Genomic DNA, 19,894 nt, shown 5'->3' with positions numbered 1-19,894 from the left:
CGGTCCGGTGATTCCCGACGGAGGGCGAATGACCATCGAAATGCCCGCTGAACCCGCATACTGCGTAGCGCTCAAACCCGTCTCGTTTCTGCGCGCGTCGGAGATCGTCGACGAGGGCGACGTCCGTCGTCTCGCGGTGGCGATCCGCAATGCCGGCGACTGGACGACGCCGATTCCGATCGAGAAGGAGTCGGGGATCGTGATGGACGGCAATCACCGGCTCCGTGCCGCGGCTGTGCTCGAGCTTCGCTATCTGCCATGCGTGCTGCTCGACTATCGGGACCCGAGAGTCACGGTTACGCACTGGCAGACAGGCGAGCCGTTTTGCGTCCGTCATATCTGCAAGCGGATCTTGCAGGATAAGCTTCTTTTTCCGTATAAAACGACGCGCCACCGGTTCGCCCCTCGGCTTCCGTGCACGGAGATACCATTGTCGCTGCTGCGCGGCGGCGTCTGATTCGCCGTGCGCGGCATGGCGGCGGCAGACCGAACAATCCGCGGCGCAATTTTTGCAAAGCCTTCGACGGACAGCCGCTGGACAATCGCTTTGCTGTTCCAACGATATCAGGAGGCGTCAAATGCTGGACCACGTTTCTATCGGCGTACGGAATATCGCGAAGGCCAAATTGTTCTACGACGCGGCGCTCGGTGCGCTCGGCTATCGCCGTTTGCGCGAGGCTGCCGACTTGCTCGGGTATGGTGCGGATTCCCCGAGGTTCTGGGTATCCCCCACCGATCACCCCGTCGATCCCGATATGCGGACCGGGCTGCATTTTTGTTTCACCGCACCGGACCGTGCGAGCGTCGACGCATTTTATAAACAGGCGCTGGCGGCCGGCGGGCGCGACAACGGGAAGCCCGGCATACGGGATGGCTACGCTCCGGATTACTATGCCGCTTTTGTCATCGATCCTGATGGATATCGGATCGAGGCTTACTGCGGCGGGCAATAGCGGGACTTGCCACTCGCTGCAATTTCGTTCAATACGGCCAACGCTCCCTTCCTCACGATACGGACTTTCCGTATCGGCAGAGGAGACCATTTGATGTATTTTCGACATGCTCGAGAGATCTGGGACGATCATCCCGCTCTGGTTCCCGGCGTGCTGTTGGTGCCGGGAATCACCGATGGCGTCGAAGTCGATGGACGCATCGCAAGATTTCAAGGCGTGGCCCATTCGCGCCTGAGCCAGGTAGCGGAAGGCGAATGGCCGGAGATCCAAGCCTGGCGGCGGGCTTTTGCCAAGATGGGATGCAAGCCCACGCAATATCGCTGCGCCGCCGAATCGTTGCTTCGGCGTTTCCGGAAGGACGGCGCTTTGCCGCGGCTTCACCCGCTGGTCGATCTATGCAACGCGATCTCGCTCGCGTTCGCGGTTCCGATCGCAGTATTCGACGTCTCGCGCATTGCGCAATATCTCGAGGTCCGCTTTGCGGCGGGCGACGAACACTATCTGTCCTTTGCCGGCGAACGCGAGTCTCCCGAGCCCGGGGAGGTGATTTTTGCGGATGCAACGGCGTGCGCACACGCTCGACGCTGGACACACCGGCAAAGCGCGGCTTCAGCGGTCCGTTCGGATACCGAACTCGTATTGGTCGTTATCGAAGCGCTTCATGCCACAGCGATGACGGACATTGCAACAGTGCTCGATGTCCTGGCGCGTGAGGTTACTGAGCTATGGAGTGCGCCGAAGGCACAGGCGATATTGACGAAGACGTCGCCCGCCTTCGCGTTTTAAACACCGATGCGGATTTCCTCCACGATGCGATCGAAGAAGCCCCTTTCCTATTTGGCTTTTGTAATATGAATTGGCGAAACCCTCTGCACCGCTGAAAGGTGAGGAGATGCTATTCAGCGTTCGTGGAATTCCGCGATCCGGCTTCACACCGACGAGCCCCGTGGATTGGGGCTTTCGACGCCTTTCGACGCTAGAGGGCTAAATCATTTCTCCGCGCTGCCGATAAGGCATTCCTTAGCGTGGAGAAGAATCTTGAGACTGCTCGCCAGCGTTTTCGTCGTGGCCGCTTTTGCCGGTTGCGCCCAGTTGCAGGCAATGCACCCCGATGCCGGCAATGCCGACGCCAAAACGCAGCCTGCTTCGGTGAGCGTCGTCGACCTCGTCATTCCGCCGGATGCGCTCGGGGCGCGCGATCCGCAATTGAGCGAGGTGCTTGCCAAGGTTGGCGCCGTGGCCGCAAAGCAGCCACAGCCGACGACGATCGTCGTCGCCGCGCTGGCGCAGGATTTCGGCTACCTCGATCAGGCAGTGCGACGAGGCATCCCGCTTCAGCGCGCAGGGATCGTTCGCATCGACAACGTGGCGACGGGAAGTTGCCAACCCTATAGCGTCAGGGTCAAGCCGACCGAGTGACAGGAGACGATTCATGTTTCGATTCACGATTGCTCTTGCGCTTCTGCACGCCTCGCAATGCGCATTCGCAACACCGGGGAGCACGGACGCTACGCCCGTCGCTACGACGGCGGGCGCACCGGCGATGAAATTCGTCGCGCCTGCCGATCCCGACAAACTGCTGCCGCCCTTGCCGCCGCTCGCGTCGTTGCCCACTTTGGCCGCGCAGGATGTCGAGGATCTGAAGGACGACGTTCCAGTCCCGCGTGGTACTCATCGTTCCAAAAAGGCGTTGCGTGCACGCGCTCATTCCGCCAAGCCCGCCGAGATCGTCGTGCGCACGGTGGTCAGCCCCGAGTCGCGCGCCTACCTCACGTCGATGTCGAGCAAGCTCGATGCGGTATTGCGCGGGACCGCGAACGATGCGCGTTCGGCGGCCGATGCCGTATCCGTTGCCATGACGCGATGATTCGCCGCCGCCAGCGCAAGGGGAGCCTATTGCGATGAAGAACCTTTCACCGGCCGGCCGTCGTTGCCGAAACTCGATATGGATGCGCCTTGCGCTCGCGCTTGCCTGCACCGTCGCATTGAACGGCGCTGTCCACGCCGAGGCGGACTGCTATGAGCAGGCCGGCGCGTATCAGGGCGTCAATCCGCTGATCCTGCGGGCGATCGTTTGGTTCGAATCGAAAGGCAATCCGGACGCCGTGCACCGCAACGCGGACGGCAGCGTCGACATCGGACAGGCGCAGATCAACTCGATTCACTTCAACGAACTGCGCCGCAATGGCGTTCCGCCCGGGGCGCTGAGGAATGCCTGCGTGAATGTCTATGTAGCCGCGTGGATGCTGAAGCAGAAGATGCTGCGTCACGGCAATACGTGGCGAGCCATCGGCGCTTATCACTCCGAAACGCCGCGCCTGCGCGATCAATATGCGCGCGACATTCACGCCGTACTCGTTTCGTGGGGCGCTTCCGAATAACGGCGGCGTCTCAGTCGCGCGAGCGCACGCGCCGTGCCCCCGCTTTCGGCGTTTTCGCCGCTTTCGATGTGTCGGACGCTTCGGTCTGCCGATCCTGCGTGAACGATCGCGCATGCTCGATGAACGCTCGTAGCTTTGGCAGCACCTGTTTCCTGTCAGGGAAATAGAGGAATAAACCCGATGTGAGCGGCGCGTGTCGGGCCAGCACTTCTTCGAGCCGCCTCGAGGCCAGGTGCTCCGCGGCGACGGGCTCCGGTACTTGCGCCAACGCCGCACCGCTTAGCGCGGCCTCCAGCATCGTCGGGAAATCGTGAACGATCAACGAGCCCGACACGCTCAGATCGACCGTTTCATTCCCTTCTTTCAGCCGCCACGTCGCAAGCGCACCGTTGGTGCGCCGTAGCCGAATGCACGAATGCGCGGCGAGCTCGGCCGGTGTGCGCGGACGACCACGCCGTGCGAAATAGGCGGGACTTCCCACCACGATGAATCGAAACGGCGGCGTGAGCCGGATGGCAACCATATCGCTGGCGATCAGCTCGCCCATCCGTATCCCCGCATCGAAGCCTTCCTTCGCCAGATCGACGAGCTTTTCGCTGGCGGCAATCTCGACGGCGATATCGGGGTAGGCGGCGCTGAACGAGGCCAGAAGCGGCTGCAATACGAGCGGTACTGCCGCGCGCGGTACAGCGATACGAAGCAGGCCCGACGGTTTTGCGCCGAGTTCGCGGGCGGCATTGCTTGCGGCAAGGATTTCCTGGAACGCGGGCAGGGCGCGTTCGAGAAAGCGCTCACCGGCTTCGGTCAGGCCCACGCTGCGCGTCGTGCGCGTGAAAAGCGCGATGCCCACGCGCGCTTCGAGTGCCCGGACGGCTTGGCTCACGGCCGATGGGGTCACGCCAAGATCGGCCGCTGCGCCTCGAAAGCTGCGGCGTTCGGCGACACGTACGAATGCCTCGACGCCGTCGAGTGTGCCCCGCTGGACCGCGTAGTCACGCTTCATGGTCTGCTCGTATTCATTCGATTTGCCGAACGCCAACTGGACGTAGCTTACCCGCAGCGCGGCAAATGGGGGAGCGTGCGACCCTACAGGCCCTGCCGCTTGACCCAGTTGGGGTCGAAGGTTTCGGCACGCTCACCCAGCAGCGTCAGATCCATGTCGGGATGTATGGCGATCGGCTCGAACTCGGCGCCCTTCGCGTCATAGCTAACGGTGACGTGCGCGATATAACCGCCGCCGTATGCCCAGCCAGCGCCTTTGTCTCTCGCGGCTTCCCATCTCTGCTCGAGGGCGGGCGCGTTGAAGCGCAATGCGATGCCATCGCCCAGTCGTACCAGATGACAGCCGGTTCGCAGATTGATCGTCACCGGCTCGGTGAGCGGATCGAGCGTCTCGCCAGTCCGCAGTGGATTGGGGCTGCGTACGACCGTAACGTGCATCTTGTCCGGCGGTACCAAGACCATATCGCTGGTGGATATACCCTGCCCACGCAGTGTCTCGTCGGCCAAGTCGAGCAAACGCTGCGCACTGCCATGTTCGACCTGGCGCGAGATGTATAGACCCTGCTCGGCGGCCTTTCGCAACCCTGCGCCGGCTTGACCATCGGCGGCGTCGGCGACGGCGGGTGAACCGGGATGGCCGCGTCGTGGCAGTTGCCGCAAGCGGTCGAGGAGGGGATGAGACGCAGACGCGGACGTCGGCGTCCCGGAATCGCTCGACGTCGTCTCGTTGTTATCGCGCGGCGGCGTCCGTTCCGGCCGGGAAGCCCTGTTCCAAGGTAACCAAGACGTCAAGTGGCGGTCCATAACCGTAGTGGGAAGCCCTGATCCTATCGGCGAGAACCGGCCACTCGCGCGAGCGATGCGAAGCGCGGCGGCGCCCAACGAAGCCTCGACACACCCCTTCGCGCGGGAGGCTAGCAGCGTCATGCGAAGCGCTCGTATCTATGCCGCGAGCCCGCGTATGAATTCCCAAAGCTCGGGCACGTCCGATGTGGCCGCATTGAATCTGAACCAGGCCGATTCCAGCTCGCCCGGGCGGAAATACGACCCGGGCGCGAGCCAGATGCCTTTCGTCAGTGCTTCCGTGGCAACGGCCAAACTATCTTCCGGCCGGATCGGCAGTTTCGCCCAGAGGAAAAGGCCGGCGTTGGGAGTATGAAAGATTTCGAGCCCTGAGCGCAGCATCGATTCGGCGACGCGCGCATGCGCATTGAAGAGGCGCTCACGGATATGCGCGGTATGGCGGTCGTAATGCCCTTCGATCAGTACATTGGCCACCATCCTTTCCGTGACTTCCGAGGAAGTCAGCCCCACGACCATCTTGGTGAGCGCGAGCTTTGAAATGAGTTCTCGGTTGGCGGCGATATAGCCGACCCGTGCGGCCGGCGTGATCGTCTTCGAAAATCCCGACAGATAGATGACCCGCCTCAATCCTTCCATCGCAGCGAGGCACGGCGCGCCGGGCGGTGCGAGTTCGCGCGAGATGTCGTCTTCGACGACCCACAAACCTTCGCGGTCGGCGATCTGCAGCAAGCGGAACGCGGATGCCGCGCTGAGCGACGTGCCCGATGGGTTCTGCAGCGCCGTGTTGACGAATATGCCTTTGGGGCGATGCTCGCGGATAACGGTTTCGAGCTCTTCCGTGTCGATGCCTTCCACCGTGCGAGTCACGCTGACCACATTGATGAACGCGACCTTCAGGATCTGCAGCAGATTGCAGTAGCAAGGATCCTCGACGACGACGGTATCGCCCGGCTGCAGCAACGTCCGCACGATCAGGTCCAGCCCCTGTGTGACGCCTTGCGTCAGCAGGACGTCCGCGGTGCCGACGGACAGCGAATAGCGACGCAACGATCCGCCAATGTATTCGCGAAGCGCGCCCAGGCCATAGGGATGCCCGTAACCGCCGATGCGCGGCCCCGGTGTGCGGCTCACGACGCGCAGCGCATGTTGCAGGCCGCTCTCGTTGACCCAGTCGTTGGGCATCCAGCCGCTGCCCGCTTTGATCGGTATCGATTGATCCGCGAAGACATCCGAGAGCAGCCAGGCTCCATTCAGACTCGGCGCGTGCCACGCCGGCGCGGCGGGCGCCTGGCCCACCGGTGTCGCGACGCGATAGCCGGCGCCCGCGCGGGCCACGATCAATCCGAGGGAGACGAGCCGCTGGTAAGCCTCGGAAACGGTATAGGTGCTGAGGTTGTACGATTTTGCGAGCGCGCGTACCGAAGGTAGTGCGGTGCCGGCGGGATAGGTGGCGTTCTTGAGCTCCTGCTTCACGGACGACACGATTTGCTCGACCAGCGTACCTTCGTTTTTCCGGGACCGGGACAGATTCAGCTTGAACATTTCAATACAGTCGGGAAGAAAAAACCAGTACGGTCTGGGCATTCGTTTTTTGCCGTCCAGTGATTGTAGCCTGCACAGTCGCTAAAGTCGGTCGCACATTGATGGAGATACGCGATGAGCACGATGGAGAACCCGAATCTGTCCAACTTTTGGATGCCCTTTACGGCCAATCGCCAATTCAAGGCCGCGCCGCGTCTGTTCAAGTCCGCCAAGGGCATGTACTACACGACGGTCGACGATCGCTCCGTGCTGGACGCAACGGCGGGGCTGTGGTGCGTGAATGCGGGGCATGGTCGCGCCGAAATCACCGAAGCGGTCTCCCGGCAGTTGGCGACGATGGACTACGCGCCGACGTTCCAGATGGGGCACCCACTGGCATTCGAAGCGGCATCGAAAGTGGCCGAGTTCATGCCGGCCGGGCTGGACCGGATTTTCTTCACCAATTCGGGTTCGGAGTCGGTCGATACGGCCCTGAAAATCGCGCTCGCCTATCACCGTGCGCGCGGCGAAGGTCAGCGCACCCGCTTCATCGGGCGCGAACGCGGTTATCACGGCGTCGGCTTCGGCGGCATTTCGGTTGGGGGTATCGTGACCAACCGCAAGGCGTTCTCCGGCAATCTGATGCCGCATGTCGATCATTTGCCGCACACGCTCAATATCGCCGAATGCGCCTTTACCCGCGGCCAGCCGACCTGGGGTGCGCATCTCGCCGACGAACTGGAGCGGCTCGTTACGCTGCACGATGCCTCGACGATTGCGGCTGTCATCGTGGAGCCGCTCGCCGGATCGACCGGCGTGCTCGTGCCGCCCAAAGGCTACCTGCAACGGCTGCGCGACATTTGTACCAAGCACGGAATCCTGCTCATTTTCGACGAGGTCATCACGGGTTTCGGCCGGCTTGGCGCGCCAACCGCGAGCGAATACTTCGGCGTGACACCGGACCTGCTGACGATGGCCAAGGCGATCAACAATGCAGCGATCCCGATGGGTGCCGTTGCCGCAAGCCGTGCCGTTCACGATACGGTGATCGATGCGGGTCCCGCGAACGCGATCGAGTTTTTCCACGGCTACACCTACTCGGCCCATCCCTCGGCGGCGGCCGCTGCGATCGCTACCCTGGACATTTACAAGCGTGAGCGGCTCTTCGAGCGCGCGAAGGAATTGTCGGGCGCATTCGAGGATGCGGTTCACGAATTGCGCAACTCGCCGCACGTCAAGGACATCCGCAACCTTGGGCTGGTCGCCGGAATCGAACTCGAGCCGCGGGCGGATGCGCCAGGGGTACGCGCTTACGAGGTCTTCCTGAAGTGCTTCGAAGCGGGTGTGCTCGTCCGTTATACAGGCGATATTCTGGCTTTCTCGCCGCCGTTGATCGTCGACGAGCGGCAGATCGATCAGATCTTCTCGACGGTTGGTGACGCGCTGCGCCAGATCGGCTGACCGGAATGGGCCGCCGCGCGCGGCCCGTATCGTCGCTATCTATCCCGGAACTAGGCAACGCCAGCTGCGCGCAGCGATGCGGCAGCCGCTTGAGCCCGGGCGATGTTCTTGTTGTACGACAGCAGGTTGCGCGGATCGAATTCGGCCTTGAGCGCGCACAGGCGTTGCCATTTCTCGGGGGCGCCGTAGAGGTTGCGTAACCATTCGGCGCCACGGTCGGTCGACAAATTGACGTACCCGGTTCGCAGCGAATACGGGTTCAGTGCGTTCATCACACCGTCGACCCAACCTTCGTACTCCGCGTCTTTATCCGGCGCGTCCCATTGACCTAGCACCTCCCAGAGCCAATAGGCACCTTCGCGCGAGTACGCCATCGCATCCTCGCCAACGTCGAAGTTCGCGCCACCCAGACAAGGAAATGCAATCGCGACGCTCGGACCCGGCCCGGTCGGTGCCGGCGCGCGCGATACGAGATCGACGGCAGTCCGGGCGATCTCGGGGGTGATCGCCGCCAGGTACCCGCCGCGGCTATGCTGGCGGCGACCCGGAGGGGCCAACACATCGAGGAGCGAATTCGCTTCCAGCCACGAGGATGGGCGAACCATGTCGGCGAGCGGGCGTGCCAACGGGCGCACGCCTGCGATCGCTTCTTCATACTTCGCCGATTCGCCGGAGTAGACCACGATCAGCACGAAGATCGGTACTCCGATCATGTGCGGGGGCAGTGCCGGCAGCGGTGGCGCCGGCAGAATCACGGGGTACAGCGTTAGCTCGCGCGGGGCGGCGAGCATGACTTCGTCGATTCGGCTGAGGACGGGCACAGCAGCCTCGATGGGATAGACGATCAGCCCGCTCACGATGTCGGGTCCCACCTTGTGCGCTCGATAGGTGAACGACGTCGCGATGGCAAGATTATGGCCGGCGCCGCGCAGTCCCCAGAACAGTTCCGAGTTTTCTTTCGCCGATGCGCTCAGCCTGCGGCCGTCGACGGTTACGACATCGACCGAGAGAAGATTGTCGACTGTCATGCCGTATCGCCGCGTCAGGTAGCCGATACCTCCGCCTAGCGTCAAGCCCGCCGCGCCGGTGCTGGAAACGGTACCTGAGGGCACGACGTACCCGTGTTGTTGCGTCGCCGCGTCCATCTCGCCGAGCAGCACCCCCGCTTCGATCGTCGTGACGCCCGTCCGTGGATCGACCTGGATGCGCTTCATCAACGACATATCGATGACAAACGCATCGTGCGGCATCGCATGCCCGTCGATCGCATGCCCGCCGCTGCGAATGGCGATCGGTTCGCCGCGCCCGGCACAGTACTCGACCGCCATCACGATGTCCTCGATATCGCGGCAGCGCGCGATCAGGGCGGGCTGGCGCGTCGCATATCGCGCGTTGGGAAGGGCTCGAGCCTCCGCATAGCCGGGGTCGCCCGGACGCAAGACGACACCTTTGAAGCCCGCGGGAGGGAAGTCTGAGAACGTCTTCGACGGCATGGCTTGAGTCATTGAACGATCCGAGCGGGCAGCGATTTGATCAGGGCGGTCTCCGAACCGGCAAATTCGTGCTTGACCGCATCGGGTGCTACGAGTTCGATGTCCGGGAGCCTCCGCAACAGCGCACCTAGCGCCACGTTCATCTCCATGCGAGCCATCGGCTGGCCCATGCAGGCGTGTATCCCGAAACCGAAGGTCAGCAATCGGTTACTGCCGAGGTCGCGATCGAGATCGAACGTATCGGGGTCCCGGAACACCTTCGGATCGCGATTGGCGGCCGCCCACATCAGTTGCACCGAGCTACCGGCCGGGATATCGACGCCACCTACCGTCACATCTCGGGCGGTCATCCGATAGATACCGAAAAAAGGCGTATGCAGCCGCATCGATTCCTCGACCGCGAATGGGATGAGGAAGGGATCTTCGGTCAACCGCCTTCGTATGGCAGGGGCGCGCAATACTTCCCATAAAAGACTTGTCAGCCCACTGACCGTCGTGCCGTGGCCCGCGTTCAGAAGACTGTTCATCGTCGCGCCCACTTCCATCGCGGTCAGCGGCCGGTTGCCCAGCCGCGCATGCGCCAGCTTGGTCAGGAAGTCATCGCGCGGTTCCTGGAGCCGCGCACGAACTTCTTCGAGACCAAACTCGGCAAACGCCTGGAAGGCCGCGGCTGCTCTCTGAGGGTCTCCCGAAGCAGCATGCAGTTCGACCGTATAGCGTCGGACTTCGCTGCGCTTGGACTTGTCGAAGCCGATCAGATGACACAGCGCGAGCAACGGAACCTGCTCCGCGAAATCCGCCTGCAGATCGAATGTCCCGCGCCGAGCGACGTCGTCGAGTAACTCTTCCACGTCCTCTCGTACAGCCGCTTCGTGAAGCGTTGCCGTATCGGGGTTCAATACTTCCGCAAATAATTTGCGCCACGACGCATGCTCGGGCGGATCGTATTCGATCGGCGGAAACCTTGGCCGCTCGGCCAGCGGGCGCAGCACCTGTGGGCCGGAACGGTAGGTTTCCAATCGATGTGCGCCGCCTTGACGTCGGCGTGGTCGAGAAACACAAAGTGGCCGCCTTGCGTGTCGCTCCAGAACACCGAGCGCCCGGACGCCCGCGCTTCACGAAATAATGCCAATGCTTCGTCGGGCGTCGTTTCATACGTGCTGAAGCCCGCGAGGCGCCGATCGAGGCTATATGACGATGTCTGCGCCATGGAACCGCTCCTGTCCAGTCGACTTGCACTGTATCTTCATGGTCGGGAATTGCACGCACGCGCAATCGTAGCTTGCGGTTCGCCACGGGGATTCACCTACGGCTTTGATTCGTTCGCAGTCCTAACCCTCGAAGCATACTGAGCACGCGTGAATTCAGGGACGGTGGCAAACGTGCGTGACGAAATGCAGGCGGCTCGAACGCTTCTCGAAGCGCTGGGCACAGATCCATCGCCGGTCAGTGTATGGACTGGACCAGCCGAAGCCTGGGTTCGGGAATGGGCCGTTACATTCGGGCTCACCCGCTCGAAAGTTGCCCGGGACCGATTCGGCAAGACTGCTGCCGGTGCCCTGGCGGGCCGCGTTTATTCCACCGCGATCGATCAGGATCGGCTTCAGACGGCAACCGCCTGGATTGGCTGGCTCTTTCTGATCGACGATCAATTGGATGAGGGCGAAACGGGAAGAGAGCTGCAACTCGTCAGAGAGCGCTTGCGGCCCTTCATTGCGATCGCGGGCGAGATGACGGGAAGGACAGCGGTGCGCCTCGAAGACGGCGCGCGGTCGGCAGGTCCGTCCCGAGAATTGTCATCGTGCCTGCCCCTCGTCAGCGCGCTGCGGGACATCTGGTACCGGCTGGCCGGGCGAATGACGGAGCATTGGCGCGCTGTTTTCGCGCGACATTATTTGGGCTACCTTTCGGGCTGCGAGTGGGAAGCGGCAAATCGAGGGCGTGGCCGCATACCGCCGATCCACGAGTTCGTGCCGAACCGTCGTCATGCGGGCGCGATCTGGCCGTCGCTCGATCTGCTCGAATATGTGGCCGATGCGCCGCTGCCGGACGATGTTCGCAGCCATCCGCTGCTGCTGGAAGCTCGGACCGCATGTGCCGATGTCGTCTGCTGGAGCGACGATTTGCTCACAGTTGCCAAAGAGCGCGCGCATGGCGATGTGCACAATCTCGTCATCGTTCTCGAACACCAGACAGGATGCGATGAACCAACGGCATTGCAGAAAGTGATCGAGCGGATTGCATCGCGTATCGCCGATTTCGATGCGTCCCGCCAAAGAATATTCGCAACGGATTTCGGCGGTCACTCACGCGATGCCGTCGACCGGTATGTCCACGGATTGCATCACTGGATGCAAGGTCATCTGGATTGGGGCTTACAAACGATACGATACGATGCCGAGGCTGCACTGGGGCTGCCCTACCTCGAAGATCTCCTGAGCGCAGGCGAGTAGCGCGGTGATCACGGGCGAACGTGTCATCGTCGTGGGCGCCGGCGTAGCTGGCCTCGCCGCGGCCTACCGGTTGAACAAGGCGGGGCTTCGCGTGACGGTGCTGGAGCGCATGGGCGAGGTCGGTGGCCGCATGTCGACGCATCTTCGGGACGGCTACCGCATCGACATTGGTGCGAGTCTTTTGCCGACGAGCTATCGGCACATGTTGGCGTTGATCGAGGAAGCGGGTCTTGCCGATCAGATCGTGCCCACGTCGAGCCTTTTCGGTCTCGTGCGCGACGGCAACGTGCACCGCTTCGAGGCGGGCAATCTCAAGGATATGCTCGGAATTCCGCTTTCCACTCGCAGCAAGGTGACGCTGTTGCGCGCGGTATGGGATTGCATACGGCTCGGAGACAAACTCGACTGGTTCGATCTTTCGCGCGCGCATGCCGCCGACCGTGAAAGCGCTCCCGAGTACGCAATGCGGCGCCTCAATCGCGAAATTCGCGACTACCTCGTCGAACCGACCTGCGCGAGTATGACGCTCAATACCGCCGAGGACAATTCGGCGGCCAGTTTTCTGTTTTTCATTCGCCGCGTGCTCGCGACACGGGGGCTCTTCAATTCTCCGTCCGGCGTGGGCTTCCTGCCGAGGGGGCTGGCGCGCCATCTCGACGATGTGCGGCTGGGAGCGACCGCACTCGAGGTTGAGCGCACGCGAGCGGGAGTCACCGTCACGTGGCGCGATGCCCGCGGGACGCTGCACGGCACGGAGGCCGCCGCGTGCGTCATTGCATTGCCTGCGCGCCAGGCAGCGCAGCTTTATCGAAACTGGACGCCGGATCAGCGCGCGTTTCTCGAGAGCGTGCGCTATGGCAGGTGCGTCAATGTCTCGTTCGCGCTATCGGTCCCGCCCGCGGAGTCGGCGTGCTTTCTGCTCGTACCCCGCGTCGAACAGCCCGACCTCGGGGCGGTTGTCCTCGAACACAACAAGGCACCGGGTCGAGCGCCCGCCGGCCGCGGCTTGGTCACGACGTACTGGCGGCAGACCTGGAGCGACCCGCGGGCCGATCTCGACGATGACGCGATCGGCAAAGCCGCGCTCGATACGCTCGTCAGCGCACTGCCGCATCTGGTGACAGACGTGCAATGGATCCATGTACAACGGTGGAGCCCATCGATCGCGGTGAATGCTCCCGGACACCTGTCGGCGCTGCGGCGCTTCGTTCATTCGGTCGATGCCGGCTCGCCGGTGCAACTGGCCGGGGACTACTTTTCCGGTTCGACGACGAACTCGAGTCTTTGCTCTGGAGAGAGGGCGGCGGCAAGTGTGCTGGCTAGCCTCGCGAAGGGGGGCGCAGGCGCGTCGGCCACCCCACTCTGACCAACACGTCATCGGGGGCGTTCAGCGCGAACTCGTACATTCCCCACGGTTTGTCGCTCGGGTCGCCGCTTCCAAGGATTTCGCGACCGAACAGGGCGGCGAGTTCGTCTACATCCTCGCGGTAGAGGTAAAGCCCGAACGGATTGCGACCGGGCAGGAGCCACCCTTCGACAGCCGGATTGAGATGGACTTGCCCACCGAGACCGTCGGCGAGCATTCGATAGTCGCCGAGACTGCCCGTCTCGCGCTTGAACCCCAGCCGTGCGAAAAACGCCTCGGTGCGGTCAAGGTCGTTGCAGGGCAGTATGGCGGTGAGGGTCGGTTGCATGTCGTCAATCTCGCGTGAAGAACTGGTAATAGCTCTGCATCAAGCAACGGAACAAGAACGAAACAAGCTTGCCAGCCCATCGAGCTGAGCGGGGGTCCGTGTACTCGCGGCTACCCCGAAATCGCGCAGCGCCGATCACTGCTGTTGAGGGCCGCTTTCACGCTCCATATCCGCCGGTTCGGACGGCACCGTTTGCGCCGGTTCCGACGCCGCGCCGCCCGCATCGGGCACCGCGGGGAAGGGCGGCGCGGACGCTGCTTGCGACGTACTCGCCGGCGCCGACGCAGCGGCAGCCGCAGCCGGCTGTGCCGGCGTCTCGATAGTATCCAGCGCCGCGGCGCTGGCGGATTCGTTGCCGTTCGTTGCAGCGCTCGCCTCTTCGGTCGCACTGGCGGACGGCGGCCGCGAAGCCTCGGGAGTCCGAACCGCGCCGGTTGCGGCTCGTTGCCGCGGTGCGCCGCCGAAGAGCGCCTCGCGCCATCCTTGCAGCCGTTCGCTCAAGCGCGAGCGGAATTGTTCGAACGCAGAAGGCTCCGCTGCCGTATCGAATCGCACGCGCGCATCGACGATTCGCGCACGCAACGCCCGCTGAAAGAATTCGCCGACGATCGGTAATGCCGTATGCGCGCCTTGCGCCCAATAATCGCTGCGCAGGGTGACGCGCCCGTCGTCGAACCCTACCCACGCGCCCGCGACCAATTCCGGATGCATGAGAATGAACCATCCATCCGCGCCGTCTTGCGTCGTGCCCGTCTTACCGGCAACGTCAGCGCGAATGCCGAAGCGGCTGCGAATCGATGAACCGGTGCCGTAGTTCACGACATCTCGCATTGCATCGACGAGCGTACGATCGACATCCGGGGCAAGCGCACGCTCGGCTTGTGCCGGAGCGAATTCGGCGAGCACGTTACCGTTCGCATCGTCGATTCGCGTGACCATCTGCGGTGCGCGGTACACGCCGTCGTCGGCGATGGTGCCATAGGCCGCAACCATTTCTTTCAGCGTCACGGGACTGGTGCCGAGCGCGAGCGAGGGCACCTCTTCGAGTGGACTCTCGCGCACGCCCATCGCGCGGGCCAGCCGGGCGACCTTTGCGGGGCCGATGCGTTCGATCACCTGCGCGGTGATCCGGTTGCGCGAAAGGGCGAGCGCTCGTCGGAGCGTGAACGCGTCGCCATTCGCGGGTGTTTCGTCGGCAGGGCGCCAGATTTCCCCGCCTTTGAGCGCGATTGCGACGGGTTGGTCGACGAGCTTGTCGTCGGCTTTCGCGCCGGCCGCAAAGGCGGCGCCGTAGACGAACGGTTTGAACGTCGAGCCAGGTTGCCGCCGCGCTTGTTGAACGTGATCGAACGGCTCGTGCGAGAAGTCGCGGCTACCCACCCACGCGCGGATTTGCCCGGTACGCGGGTCGATCGCGAGAAAACCCGCCTGAATGTCGGTCTTCGCAGTGCAGAGGGCGCGCGTGAAGGATGGGTCGCGCGCCAGTTGCTTTACGGTATCCGGCTCGCTTTGGCCCGCCGCGCGGGCGGCGCGGTATAGATCGGTCTCGCGCATGAACGCGACGAAAGTCGGACTGGCCGCGGAGCAGCCGTCTCTTCCCGACCAGGCGCGGTTCGCTATGCTCTGCAACTGACTCGTCTGCCATGCGACTGCCTGCGTTGCCATCGTCTGCAGTCTGGCGTCGATCGTCGTGTGCACGACCAAGCCATCCGCATAGATGTTGTAGTCGTTGCGATCGGCCCAAACGATCAGCCATTTGCGCAACTGCTGCGCGAAGTGAGGCGCGGGTCCGGGCGGCTCGGTCTGCCGCTCGAAATCGATGCCCAGCGGACGCGCTTGCAGCGACGCGTACTGGGCCGGCTTGAGCCGCCCGTATTTGACCATCTGAGCAAGCACCGTATTGCGCCGCTGCAGCGCTCGCGCGGGGTTGAGCCTCGGATTGTAGTAGGCATTGCCTTTGAGCATTCCGACGAGCGTCGCGGCCTGGCGCGCGTCGAGTTCGGCGGCCGACGTGTCGAAATACGTGCGCGCGGCCATTTCTATTCCGTACGCGTTATAGAGGAATGGCACCGTATTGAGGTACGTTTCGAGAATCTCGTTCTTGCGGTAGACAGCCTCGATCTTCAGCGCGGTAATCGCTTCCTTGAGCTTGCGCGTGAGCGTTGGCGCACGTCCGATTTCATCGGGATAGAGATTGCGGGCGAGCTGTTGGGTGATCGTAGAGCCGCCTTGGCGGTCGCCCGAGAACGTATGGAGCGCCGCACCGATCGTGCGCCGCCAATCGATACCGTGATGCTCGTAGAAGCGATGGTCCTCGGTGGAGATCAGCGCATCGATGACGCGCGGTGAGATATCGGCCAGCTTGACCCATTCGCGATTCGACGGCTTGAATTCGGCCAGCAGCTTTCCGTCGGAGGAAAGAATCTGCGCGGGTCGGTCGACGCGTGCCTTGCGGATATCGCCAATACCGGGAGTGAACGGGATCAGCGCCAATACGTAGAGCACAAACAGCACGGGGACCGCCGCGAGCGCGAGCGCGATGCCCCGCCGCGTGGGGCGCCGCAGGCGTGCGCATCCGGCAAGCGCCAGTTTGCGCGCTGAGAGAAACAAGTGCTGGACGGACTCGATCATCTATCGGTACGCGGCAAAACGAGAACGAAAGCCGCGATCGTACCAAAAGAGGAGCAGAGCATCGCCGCCCGGTTAGTGACCGAGGGTCGACATCGCACGCCGCAAACTGTTTCGGGCGCGGTGCAGGATTGCTTTGACGGTGGCTGGCGGCCTATCGATGATGTCGGCGATCTCCGTCATGGAGTGGCCTAGCACATAAGCGAGCGACATGACCAGGCGCTGTTCGTCCGGCAGCAGGTTGAGTGCTTTGGAAATGAGATCGCTCGATTCGTAGTCGTGCCAGTAGTGCATCAGTGCGTACGAATCGTCGAGCGGTACGAGCAGCCGGGTGTGACGCTCCCGGCGCAATGCGCTCAGCGCGCAGCGGTACGCGATACTCATGATCCAGGTCGACGCGGCGCAGTCATAGCGGAATTGCGCAGCCTTGTTCCAGACAACCAGGAACGTGTCGTTGATCACCTCCTCGATCAACTGCTCGTTCCAGCTCATGCGATTGAGAAAACGCGTCAAACGGCGGTGATAAATCCTGTAAAGCTGCGCGAGCGCAGCCGCGTTGCGTTGCGCGATGCGCTCGACGAGGGGCGCGTCGGGGTCGATTGCCGGAGCGGTCCCGTGTGCGCCGCCGAGTTCGGCGTTGATTTCGCGGGCGACCGATTGAAACTCGGCATGCGTATCGCGCAGGCCGCGCACATCGGCAATATCGTGCATGGCGCCGACGATGCCGGCGATGCGGCCGGCGCCGTCGCGAATCGCGCTTTTGAAAAAGCGGACCATGCGAATCTTGCCGCTGGCGTGCCGCACGCCGGTGGCATAGCTTTGGAGCCCACCCGAGGACACGAGGTCCAAATCGGCACGATGGTAGGTCAGTGCAAGCTCCGACGGCGCGACGTCATACACAGTCTTGCCCTGAATGGCCTCGCGTCCGAAGCCGAGAAAATTCTCGAATCGATCGTTGCAGCCGATATAGGTGCCATTGGCGTCCTTCATGAAGACGGGCGAACCCATGGCATTCGCGTGAGCCTGCATCTGAGCGAACCCGGCGCGCGCGTCGAGTGCGAGATCAATCAAGCCAGCATGCCCTTTCGCGTCCCGAATGATGCCTTCGGGGTGTTCGATGTCCCGTTCAGTGACTGCATCGTTGGCGCCGTGCGCGACGAGAGAAACGACACTCTCCGGCGTGAGCTGGCGCACGACGGGAATGAGATAAGGTTTGGGGCCGGTCTCGACCCGCATCTTCGCCAGCTCGATTGCTGCATCGGCCTCACGGCAATCGAGGAGAACGACGGCAGGCTCGCTGTTGTTGAGCTCGCACGGCGATGCAAGCGCAACGGCTCCATACGCTTGAACGTTGGCAGGTGCGGCGTGTGCGCGCGGACTGAACCAGAACAGGTGGGGTTCGTCAGTACAACTCATCATGACTCGTTCTCGTTTTGCGATGCAATGGTTCAGGGTATTCAACAACTCAAAAGATGTAGATCAGTGGATTGTTTGATATGCGATTGATTGAATTGAATTCGCGGACAGTGGCCGCAATGCCCCATTTGGCGTTTCGCCGACAGATTCGAGTCAGACCGGGAGACATCGGGCAGCGGTCGTTAAACGATACGGCGCTTTGCGAGAAATAGTAAGAATTGGTGCCGTAGGGATTTCCGTATTGTTGCGTCATCCACACTGAAACCGGGAAGATTCCCTCTATCGCGGTCAAATATTGAGACAAGGGGAAAATGTACCGATGCGCGAGTGGGCGGCTATGTGACGAATCGATGACACAGCTTGCGGCGAATGCAATGTCGCACGCGCGCGTTCAGGCATTCGCGCGCGGACTCGATTTTTCGGCGGACAGCGGTTTCGAGACTGTCAGTGCGGCGATGCTCCGGTTCGGACGTGCACGCGCCGGCCCGCGGCATAACCGAATCCCGCCGATACGGAACAGACGGCGGCGCACAAGGCTGCGAGACTGTAGAGCGAGCCCGTTGCATGCAGGAGCGAACCTGCGATGAACGGGCCGCTCGACGCGATCAGATAGCCGACGCCTTGCGCCATACTCGAGAGCTGAGCGGCAACATGCGAATCGCCCGAGCGCAACCCGATGGCCGTGAGGGCGAGTGTGAAGGCGCCTCCCTGCGCGATGCCGAGCAACACTGCCCAGCCCCACATCGTCGAGATCGGCGCGAAGAAACAACCCACGAGGCTCAGCCCGGTCAGCAACAATGCGCCGACGTTCACCCAGCGCTGGTCCGGTAGCCGCGCGATCAGAAATGGCAGCAGCAGCGAAGCTGCAGCCTGAGCCATCACGCTGAGCGAAAGCATGAGCCCCGCATCGACCGCGCTCATGCCCCGCATGCGCAAAACGGTCGGAAGCCAGCCGAATACGATGTACGCCAATGACGATTGCGAGCCCATGAACAGCGTGACCCGCCAGGCGAGCGGGTCTCGCCATAAACCTCGCACGACTCGTGAAGTCCTTTCGATGCGCGTGCCGGCGGGAGGGAGTTGAGCGCTCCACATGAGTATCGCGAAAACAGCGGGCAGGGCCCACATCGCCAACGCCCATGCCCACGCATTGCCGCTCGCGTTGCCGAATAGCTGCCCGATCGCGTTTGCGGCTGGTGCCGTGACTGCCGCGGCGGTCGCTGCGCCCGCGCACATTGCGGCACTGTAGAACCCGGTCATGAGCGCGACGTGATGCGGAAAGTCGCGCTTGACGACGCCGGGAAGCAGCACGTTCATCAAGCCGATCGAAAAACAGGCCACCACTTGACCGAGATACAAAAGCTGCCAGGACGGTATCGCCCGCAATGCCGTGCCCGCGGCAAGCAGCGTCAGCAGTAGAAGCAACGCCCGTTCGCTGCCCATACGACGAGACAGCATCGGCGCAATCGGTCCGAACAACCCGAAGCAGAGCGATGGAAGGGTAGTCAGCAAGCTCGCGCCGGTGGTCGTCAGCCCTGTTGCGCGAACCGCTTCCAGCAGGATCGGGCCCACGCTCGTAATCGGCGTGCGAAGCGAGAAGGCGATCAAAGCGAGGCTCGCCGCCAGGGCGATGCTGCGCGTGCCGGTGCGGTTTCGCGCCGTATCGGGGGTGTCGGTTGCTTTCATCTGGCTCCTGCGGTGCTAACAATTTTTGACAGATTTCTTCGTTTCAAGCCGCTACCCTACATCGCCCGACACAGCGAGGGCATACCGGGGAGTGCCACGGTGACGACAAAAGGAGAATGTAAATGGCAGCACATGGAATTATCGTTTGGCTCGTGATCGGCGCCATCGCAGGCTGGCTGGCAGGCTTGATCGTGGGCGGCGGAGGCTTCGGGCTACTGGGCGATATCGTCGTCGGTATCATCGGCGCGTTCGCAGGCGGCTGGCTCGCGGGGGTGCTGGGCATTCACATTGGCGGTGGGTTCATCGCATCGATCATAACGGCGACGGCCGGCGCGGTCGTGCTGCTCGTACTTTGGAAACTGATCCGTCGGGCGTAGATCCGGCCTCGACGGGCGTGGCCGA

At 62.7% G+C, this 19,894-nt stretch carries 19 protein-coding genes; 10 read left to right on the top strand and 9 right to left on the bottom strand.

What is annotated here, in order from left to right; all coding sequences use genetic code 11:
* Window positions 1–28 precede the first annotated feature (28 nt).
* The 6 genes from GWC77_RS04485 (at window position 29) to GWC77_RS04460 (ending at window position 3,334) form a co-directional block, all read left to right on the top strand.
* Window positions 29–457 (top strand): ParB N-terminal domain-containing protein, encoded by a 429-nt coding sequence (locus tag GWC77_RS04485; protein ID WP_254366803.1) that lies wholly within the window; start codon window positions 29–31, stop codon window positions 455–457.
* Between the two features lie 121 nt (window positions 458–578).
* The gene (locus GWC77_RS04480; RefSeq protein WP_173255652.1) at window positions 579–953 is read left to right on the top strand and encodes a VOC family protein; all 375 of its coding nucleotides are present in this window, start codon (window positions 579–581) and stop codon (window positions 951–953) included.
* Window positions 954–1,046: 93 nt separating this feature from the next.
* Window positions 1,047–1,739: a B3/4 domain-containing protein gene (locus tag GWC77_RS04475; RefSeq protein ID WP_173255651.1), complete on the top strand. Its 693-nt coding sequence runs from the start codon at window positions 1,047–1,049 to the stop codon at window positions 1,737–1,739.
* Window positions 1,740–1,991: 252 nt separating this feature from the next.
* Window positions 1,992–2,372 (top strand): hypothetical protein, encoded by a 381-nt coding sequence (locus GWC77_RS04470; protein ID WP_254366802.1) that lies wholly within the window; start codon window positions 1,992–1,994, stop codon window positions 2,370–2,372.
* A gap of 13 nt (window positions 2,373–2,385) precedes the next feature.
* Window positions 2,386–2,820 (top strand): hypothetical protein, encoded by a 435-nt coding sequence (locus tag GWC77_RS04465; RefSeq protein ID WP_173255650.1) that lies wholly within the window; start codon window positions 2,386–2,388, stop codon window positions 2,818–2,820.
* Between the two features lie 34 nt (window positions 2,821–2,854).
* Window positions 2,855–3,334: a lytic transglycosylase domain-containing protein gene (locus GWC77_RS04460; RefSeq protein ID WP_173255649.1), complete on the top strand. Its 480-nt coding sequence runs from the start codon at window positions 2,855–2,857 to the stop codon at window positions 3,332–3,334.
* A 10-nt stretch (window positions 3,335–3,344) separates the two neighbouring features.
* On the opposite strand, the gene GWC77_RS04455 is transcribed toward GWC77_RS04460, so the two are convergent.
* The 3 genes from GWC77_RS04455 to GWC77_RS04445 all read right to left on the bottom strand — a co-directional run bounded on the left by GWC77_RS04455 (window position 3,345) and on the right by GWC77_RS04445 (window position 6,682).
* Entirely contained in the window at window positions 3,345–4,337 is a 993-nt protein-coding gene (locus GWC77_RS04455) for a LysR family transcriptional regulator (protein WP_173255648.1), read from the bottom strand.
* Window positions 4,338–4,420: 83 nt separating this feature from the next.
* Entirely contained in the window at window positions 4,421–4,918 is a 498-nt protein-coding gene (locus GWC77_RS04450; RefSeq protein ID WP_173255647.1) for a hypothetical protein, read from the bottom strand.
* A gap of 360 nt (window positions 4,919–5,278) precedes the next feature.
* On the bottom strand, window positions 5,279–6,682 hold the full coding sequence (locus GWC77_RS04445; RefSeq protein WP_173255646.1) for a PLP-dependent aminotransferase family protein: 1,404 nt from the start codon (window positions 6,680–6,682) through the stop codon (window positions 5,279–5,281).
* 114 nt (window positions 6,683–6,796) lie between these two features.
* Here GWC77_RS04445 and GWC77_RS04440 point away from each other — a divergent pair, with 114 nt between their 5' ends.
* Window positions 6,797–8,122, top strand: a complete 1,326-nt coding sequence (locus GWC77_RS04440) for an aspartate aminotransferase family protein (RefSeq protein WP_173255645.1) — start codon at window positions 6,797–6,799, stop codon at window positions 8,120–8,122.
* Between the two features lie 50 nt (window positions 8,123–8,172).
* Here the strand turns inward: GWC77_RS04440 and GWC77_RS04435 are convergent, their stop codons facing one another.
* Both GWC77_RS04435 and GWC77_RS04430 read right to left on the bottom strand, forming a co-directional pair.
* Window positions 8,173–9,627: an FAD-binding oxidoreductase gene (locus tag GWC77_RS04435; protein WP_217283165.1), complete on the bottom strand. Its 1,455-nt coding sequence runs from the start codon at window positions 9,625–9,627 to the stop codon at window positions 8,173–8,175.
* The gene (locus tag GWC77_RS04430) at window positions 9,624–10,634 is read right to left on the bottom strand and encodes a cytochrome P450 (protein WP_217283164.1); all 1,011 of its coding nucleotides are present in this window, start codon (window positions 10,632–10,634) and stop codon (window positions 9,624–9,626) included. Before GWC77_RS04430 ends, GWC77_RS04435 begins: the two co-directional genes overlap by 4 nt.
* Before the next feature lie 339 nt (window positions 10,635–10,973).
* Here GWC77_RS04430 and GWC77_RS04425 point away from each other — a divergent pair, with 339 nt between their 5' ends.
* Together GWC77_RS04425 and GWC77_RS04420 are read left to right on the top strand one after the other, a co-directional pair.
* On the top strand, window positions 10,974–12,068 hold the full coding sequence (locus tag GWC77_RS04425) for a terpene synthase family protein (RefSeq protein WP_173255644.1): 1,095 nt from the start codon (window positions 10,974–10,976) through the stop codon (window positions 12,066–12,068).
* A 4-nt stretch (window positions 12,069–12,072) separates the two neighbouring features.
* Window positions 12,073–13,434, top strand: coding sequence for an NAD(P)/FAD-dependent oxidoreductase (locus GWC77_RS04420; protein ID WP_173255643.1), 1,362 nt, complete (start codon window positions 12,073–12,075; stop codon window positions 13,432–13,434).
* Here GWC77_RS04420 and GWC77_RS04415 read toward each other — a convergent pair.
* From GWC77_RS04415 to GWC77_RS04400, 4 genes are all read right to left on the bottom strand, one after another.
* Window positions 13,388–13,762, bottom strand: a complete 375-nt coding sequence (locus GWC77_RS04415) for a glyoxalase (protein WP_173255642.1) — start codon at window positions 13,760–13,762, stop codon at window positions 13,388–13,390. The two genes, GWC77_RS04420 and GWC77_RS04415, sit on opposite strands and share 47 nt — an antisense overlap.
* A 135-nt stretch (window positions 13,763–13,897) precedes the next feature.
* On the bottom strand, window positions 13,898–16,393 hold the full coding sequence (locus GWC77_RS04410; protein ID WP_173255641.1) for a penicillin-binding protein 1A: 2,496 nt from the start codon (window positions 16,391–16,393) through the stop codon (window positions 13,898–13,900).
* 72 nt (window positions 16,394–16,465) lie between these two features.
* The gene (locus GWC77_RS04405) at window positions 16,466–17,809 is read right to left on the bottom strand and encodes an RNA polymerase sigma factor (protein WP_173255640.1); all 1,344 of its coding nucleotides are present in this window, start codon (window positions 17,807–17,809) and stop codon (window positions 16,466–16,468) included.
* Window positions 17,810–18,250: 441 nt separating this feature from the next.
* Window positions 18,251–19,492, bottom strand: coding sequence for an MFS transporter (locus GWC77_RS04400; RefSeq protein ID WP_173255639.1), 1,242 nt, complete (start codon window positions 19,490–19,492; stop codon window positions 18,251–18,253).
* Window positions 19,493–19,614: 122 nt separating this feature from the next.
* On the opposite strand from GWC77_RS04400, the gene GWC77_RS04395 reads away from it, so the two are divergent.
* On the top strand, window positions 19,615–19,869 hold the full coding sequence (locus GWC77_RS04395) for a GlsB/YeaQ/YmgE family stress response membrane protein (RefSeq protein WP_173255638.1): 255 nt from the start codon (window positions 19,615–19,617) through the stop codon (window positions 19,867–19,869).
* Window positions 19,870–19,894 lie beyond the last annotated feature (25 nt).

The organism is Paraburkholderia sp. NMBU_R16 (genome assembly GCF_013282575.1).
GTDB lineage: Bacteria > Pseudomonadota > Gammaproteobacteria > Burkholderiales > Burkholderiaceae > Trinickia.
Note: the sequence above shows the minus strand (reverse complement) of the source record. Positions and strands in the feature narration are given on the sequence as shown.

Excerpts from the sequence above, each read along its gene's own strand:
- GWC77_RS04485 (WP_254366803.1), top strand. The coding sequence starts at position 29 with ATGACCATCGAAATGCCCGCTGAACCCGCATACTGCGTAGCGCTCAAA.
- GWC77_RS04480 (WP_173255652.1), top strand. The coding sequence starts at position 579 with ATGCTGGACCACGTTTCTATCGGCGTACGGAATATCGCGAAGGCCAAA.
- GWC77_RS04475 (WP_173255651.1), top strand. The coding sequence starts at position 1,047 with ATGTATTTTCGACATGCTCGAGAGATCTGGGACGATCATCCCGCTCTG.
- GWC77_RS04465 (WP_173255650.1), top strand. The coding sequence starts at position 2,386 with ATGTTTCGATTCACGATTGCTCTTGCGCTTCTGCACGCCTCGCAATGC.
- GWC77_RS04460 (WP_173255649.1), top strand. The coding sequence starts at position 2,855 with ATGAAGAACCTTTCACCGGCCGGCCGTCGTTGCCGAAACTCGATATGG.
- GWC77_RS04455 (WP_173255648.1), bottom strand. The coding sequence starts at position 4,337 with ATGAAGCGTGACTACGCGGTCCAGCGGGGCACACTCGACGGCGTCGAG.
- GWC77_RS04445 (WP_173255646.1), bottom strand. The coding sequence starts at position 6,682 with ATGTTCAAGCTGAATCTGTCCCGGTCCCGGAAAAACGAAGGTACGCTG.
- GWC77_RS04440 (WP_173255645.1), top strand. The coding sequence starts at position 6,797 with ATGAGCACGATGGAGAACCCGAATCTGTCCAACTTTTGGATGCCCTTT.
- GWC77_RS04435 (WP_217283165.1), bottom strand. The coding sequence starts at position 9,627 with ATGACTCAAGCCATGCCGTCGAAGACGTTCTCAGACTTCCCTCCCGCG.
- GWC77_RS04415 (WP_173255642.1), bottom strand. The coding sequence starts at position 13,762 with ATGCAACCGACCCTCACCGCCATACTGCCCTGCAACGACCTTGACCGC.
- GWC77_RS04410 (WP_173255641.1), bottom strand. The coding sequence starts at position 16,393 with ATGATCGAGTCCGTCCAGCACTTGTTTCTCTCAGCGCGCAAACTGGCG.
- GWC77_RS04405 (WP_173255640.1), bottom strand. The coding sequence starts at position 17,809 with ATGATGAGTTGTACTGACGAACCCCACCTGTTCTGGTTCAGTCCGCGC.
- GWC77_RS04400 (WP_173255639.1), bottom strand. The coding sequence starts at position 19,492 with ATGAAAGCAACCGACACCCCCGATACGGCGCGAAACCGCACCGGCACG.
- GWC77_RS04395 (WP_173255638.1), top strand. The coding sequence starts at position 19,615 with ATGGCAGCACATGGAATTATCGTTTGGCTCGTGATCGGCGCCATCGCA.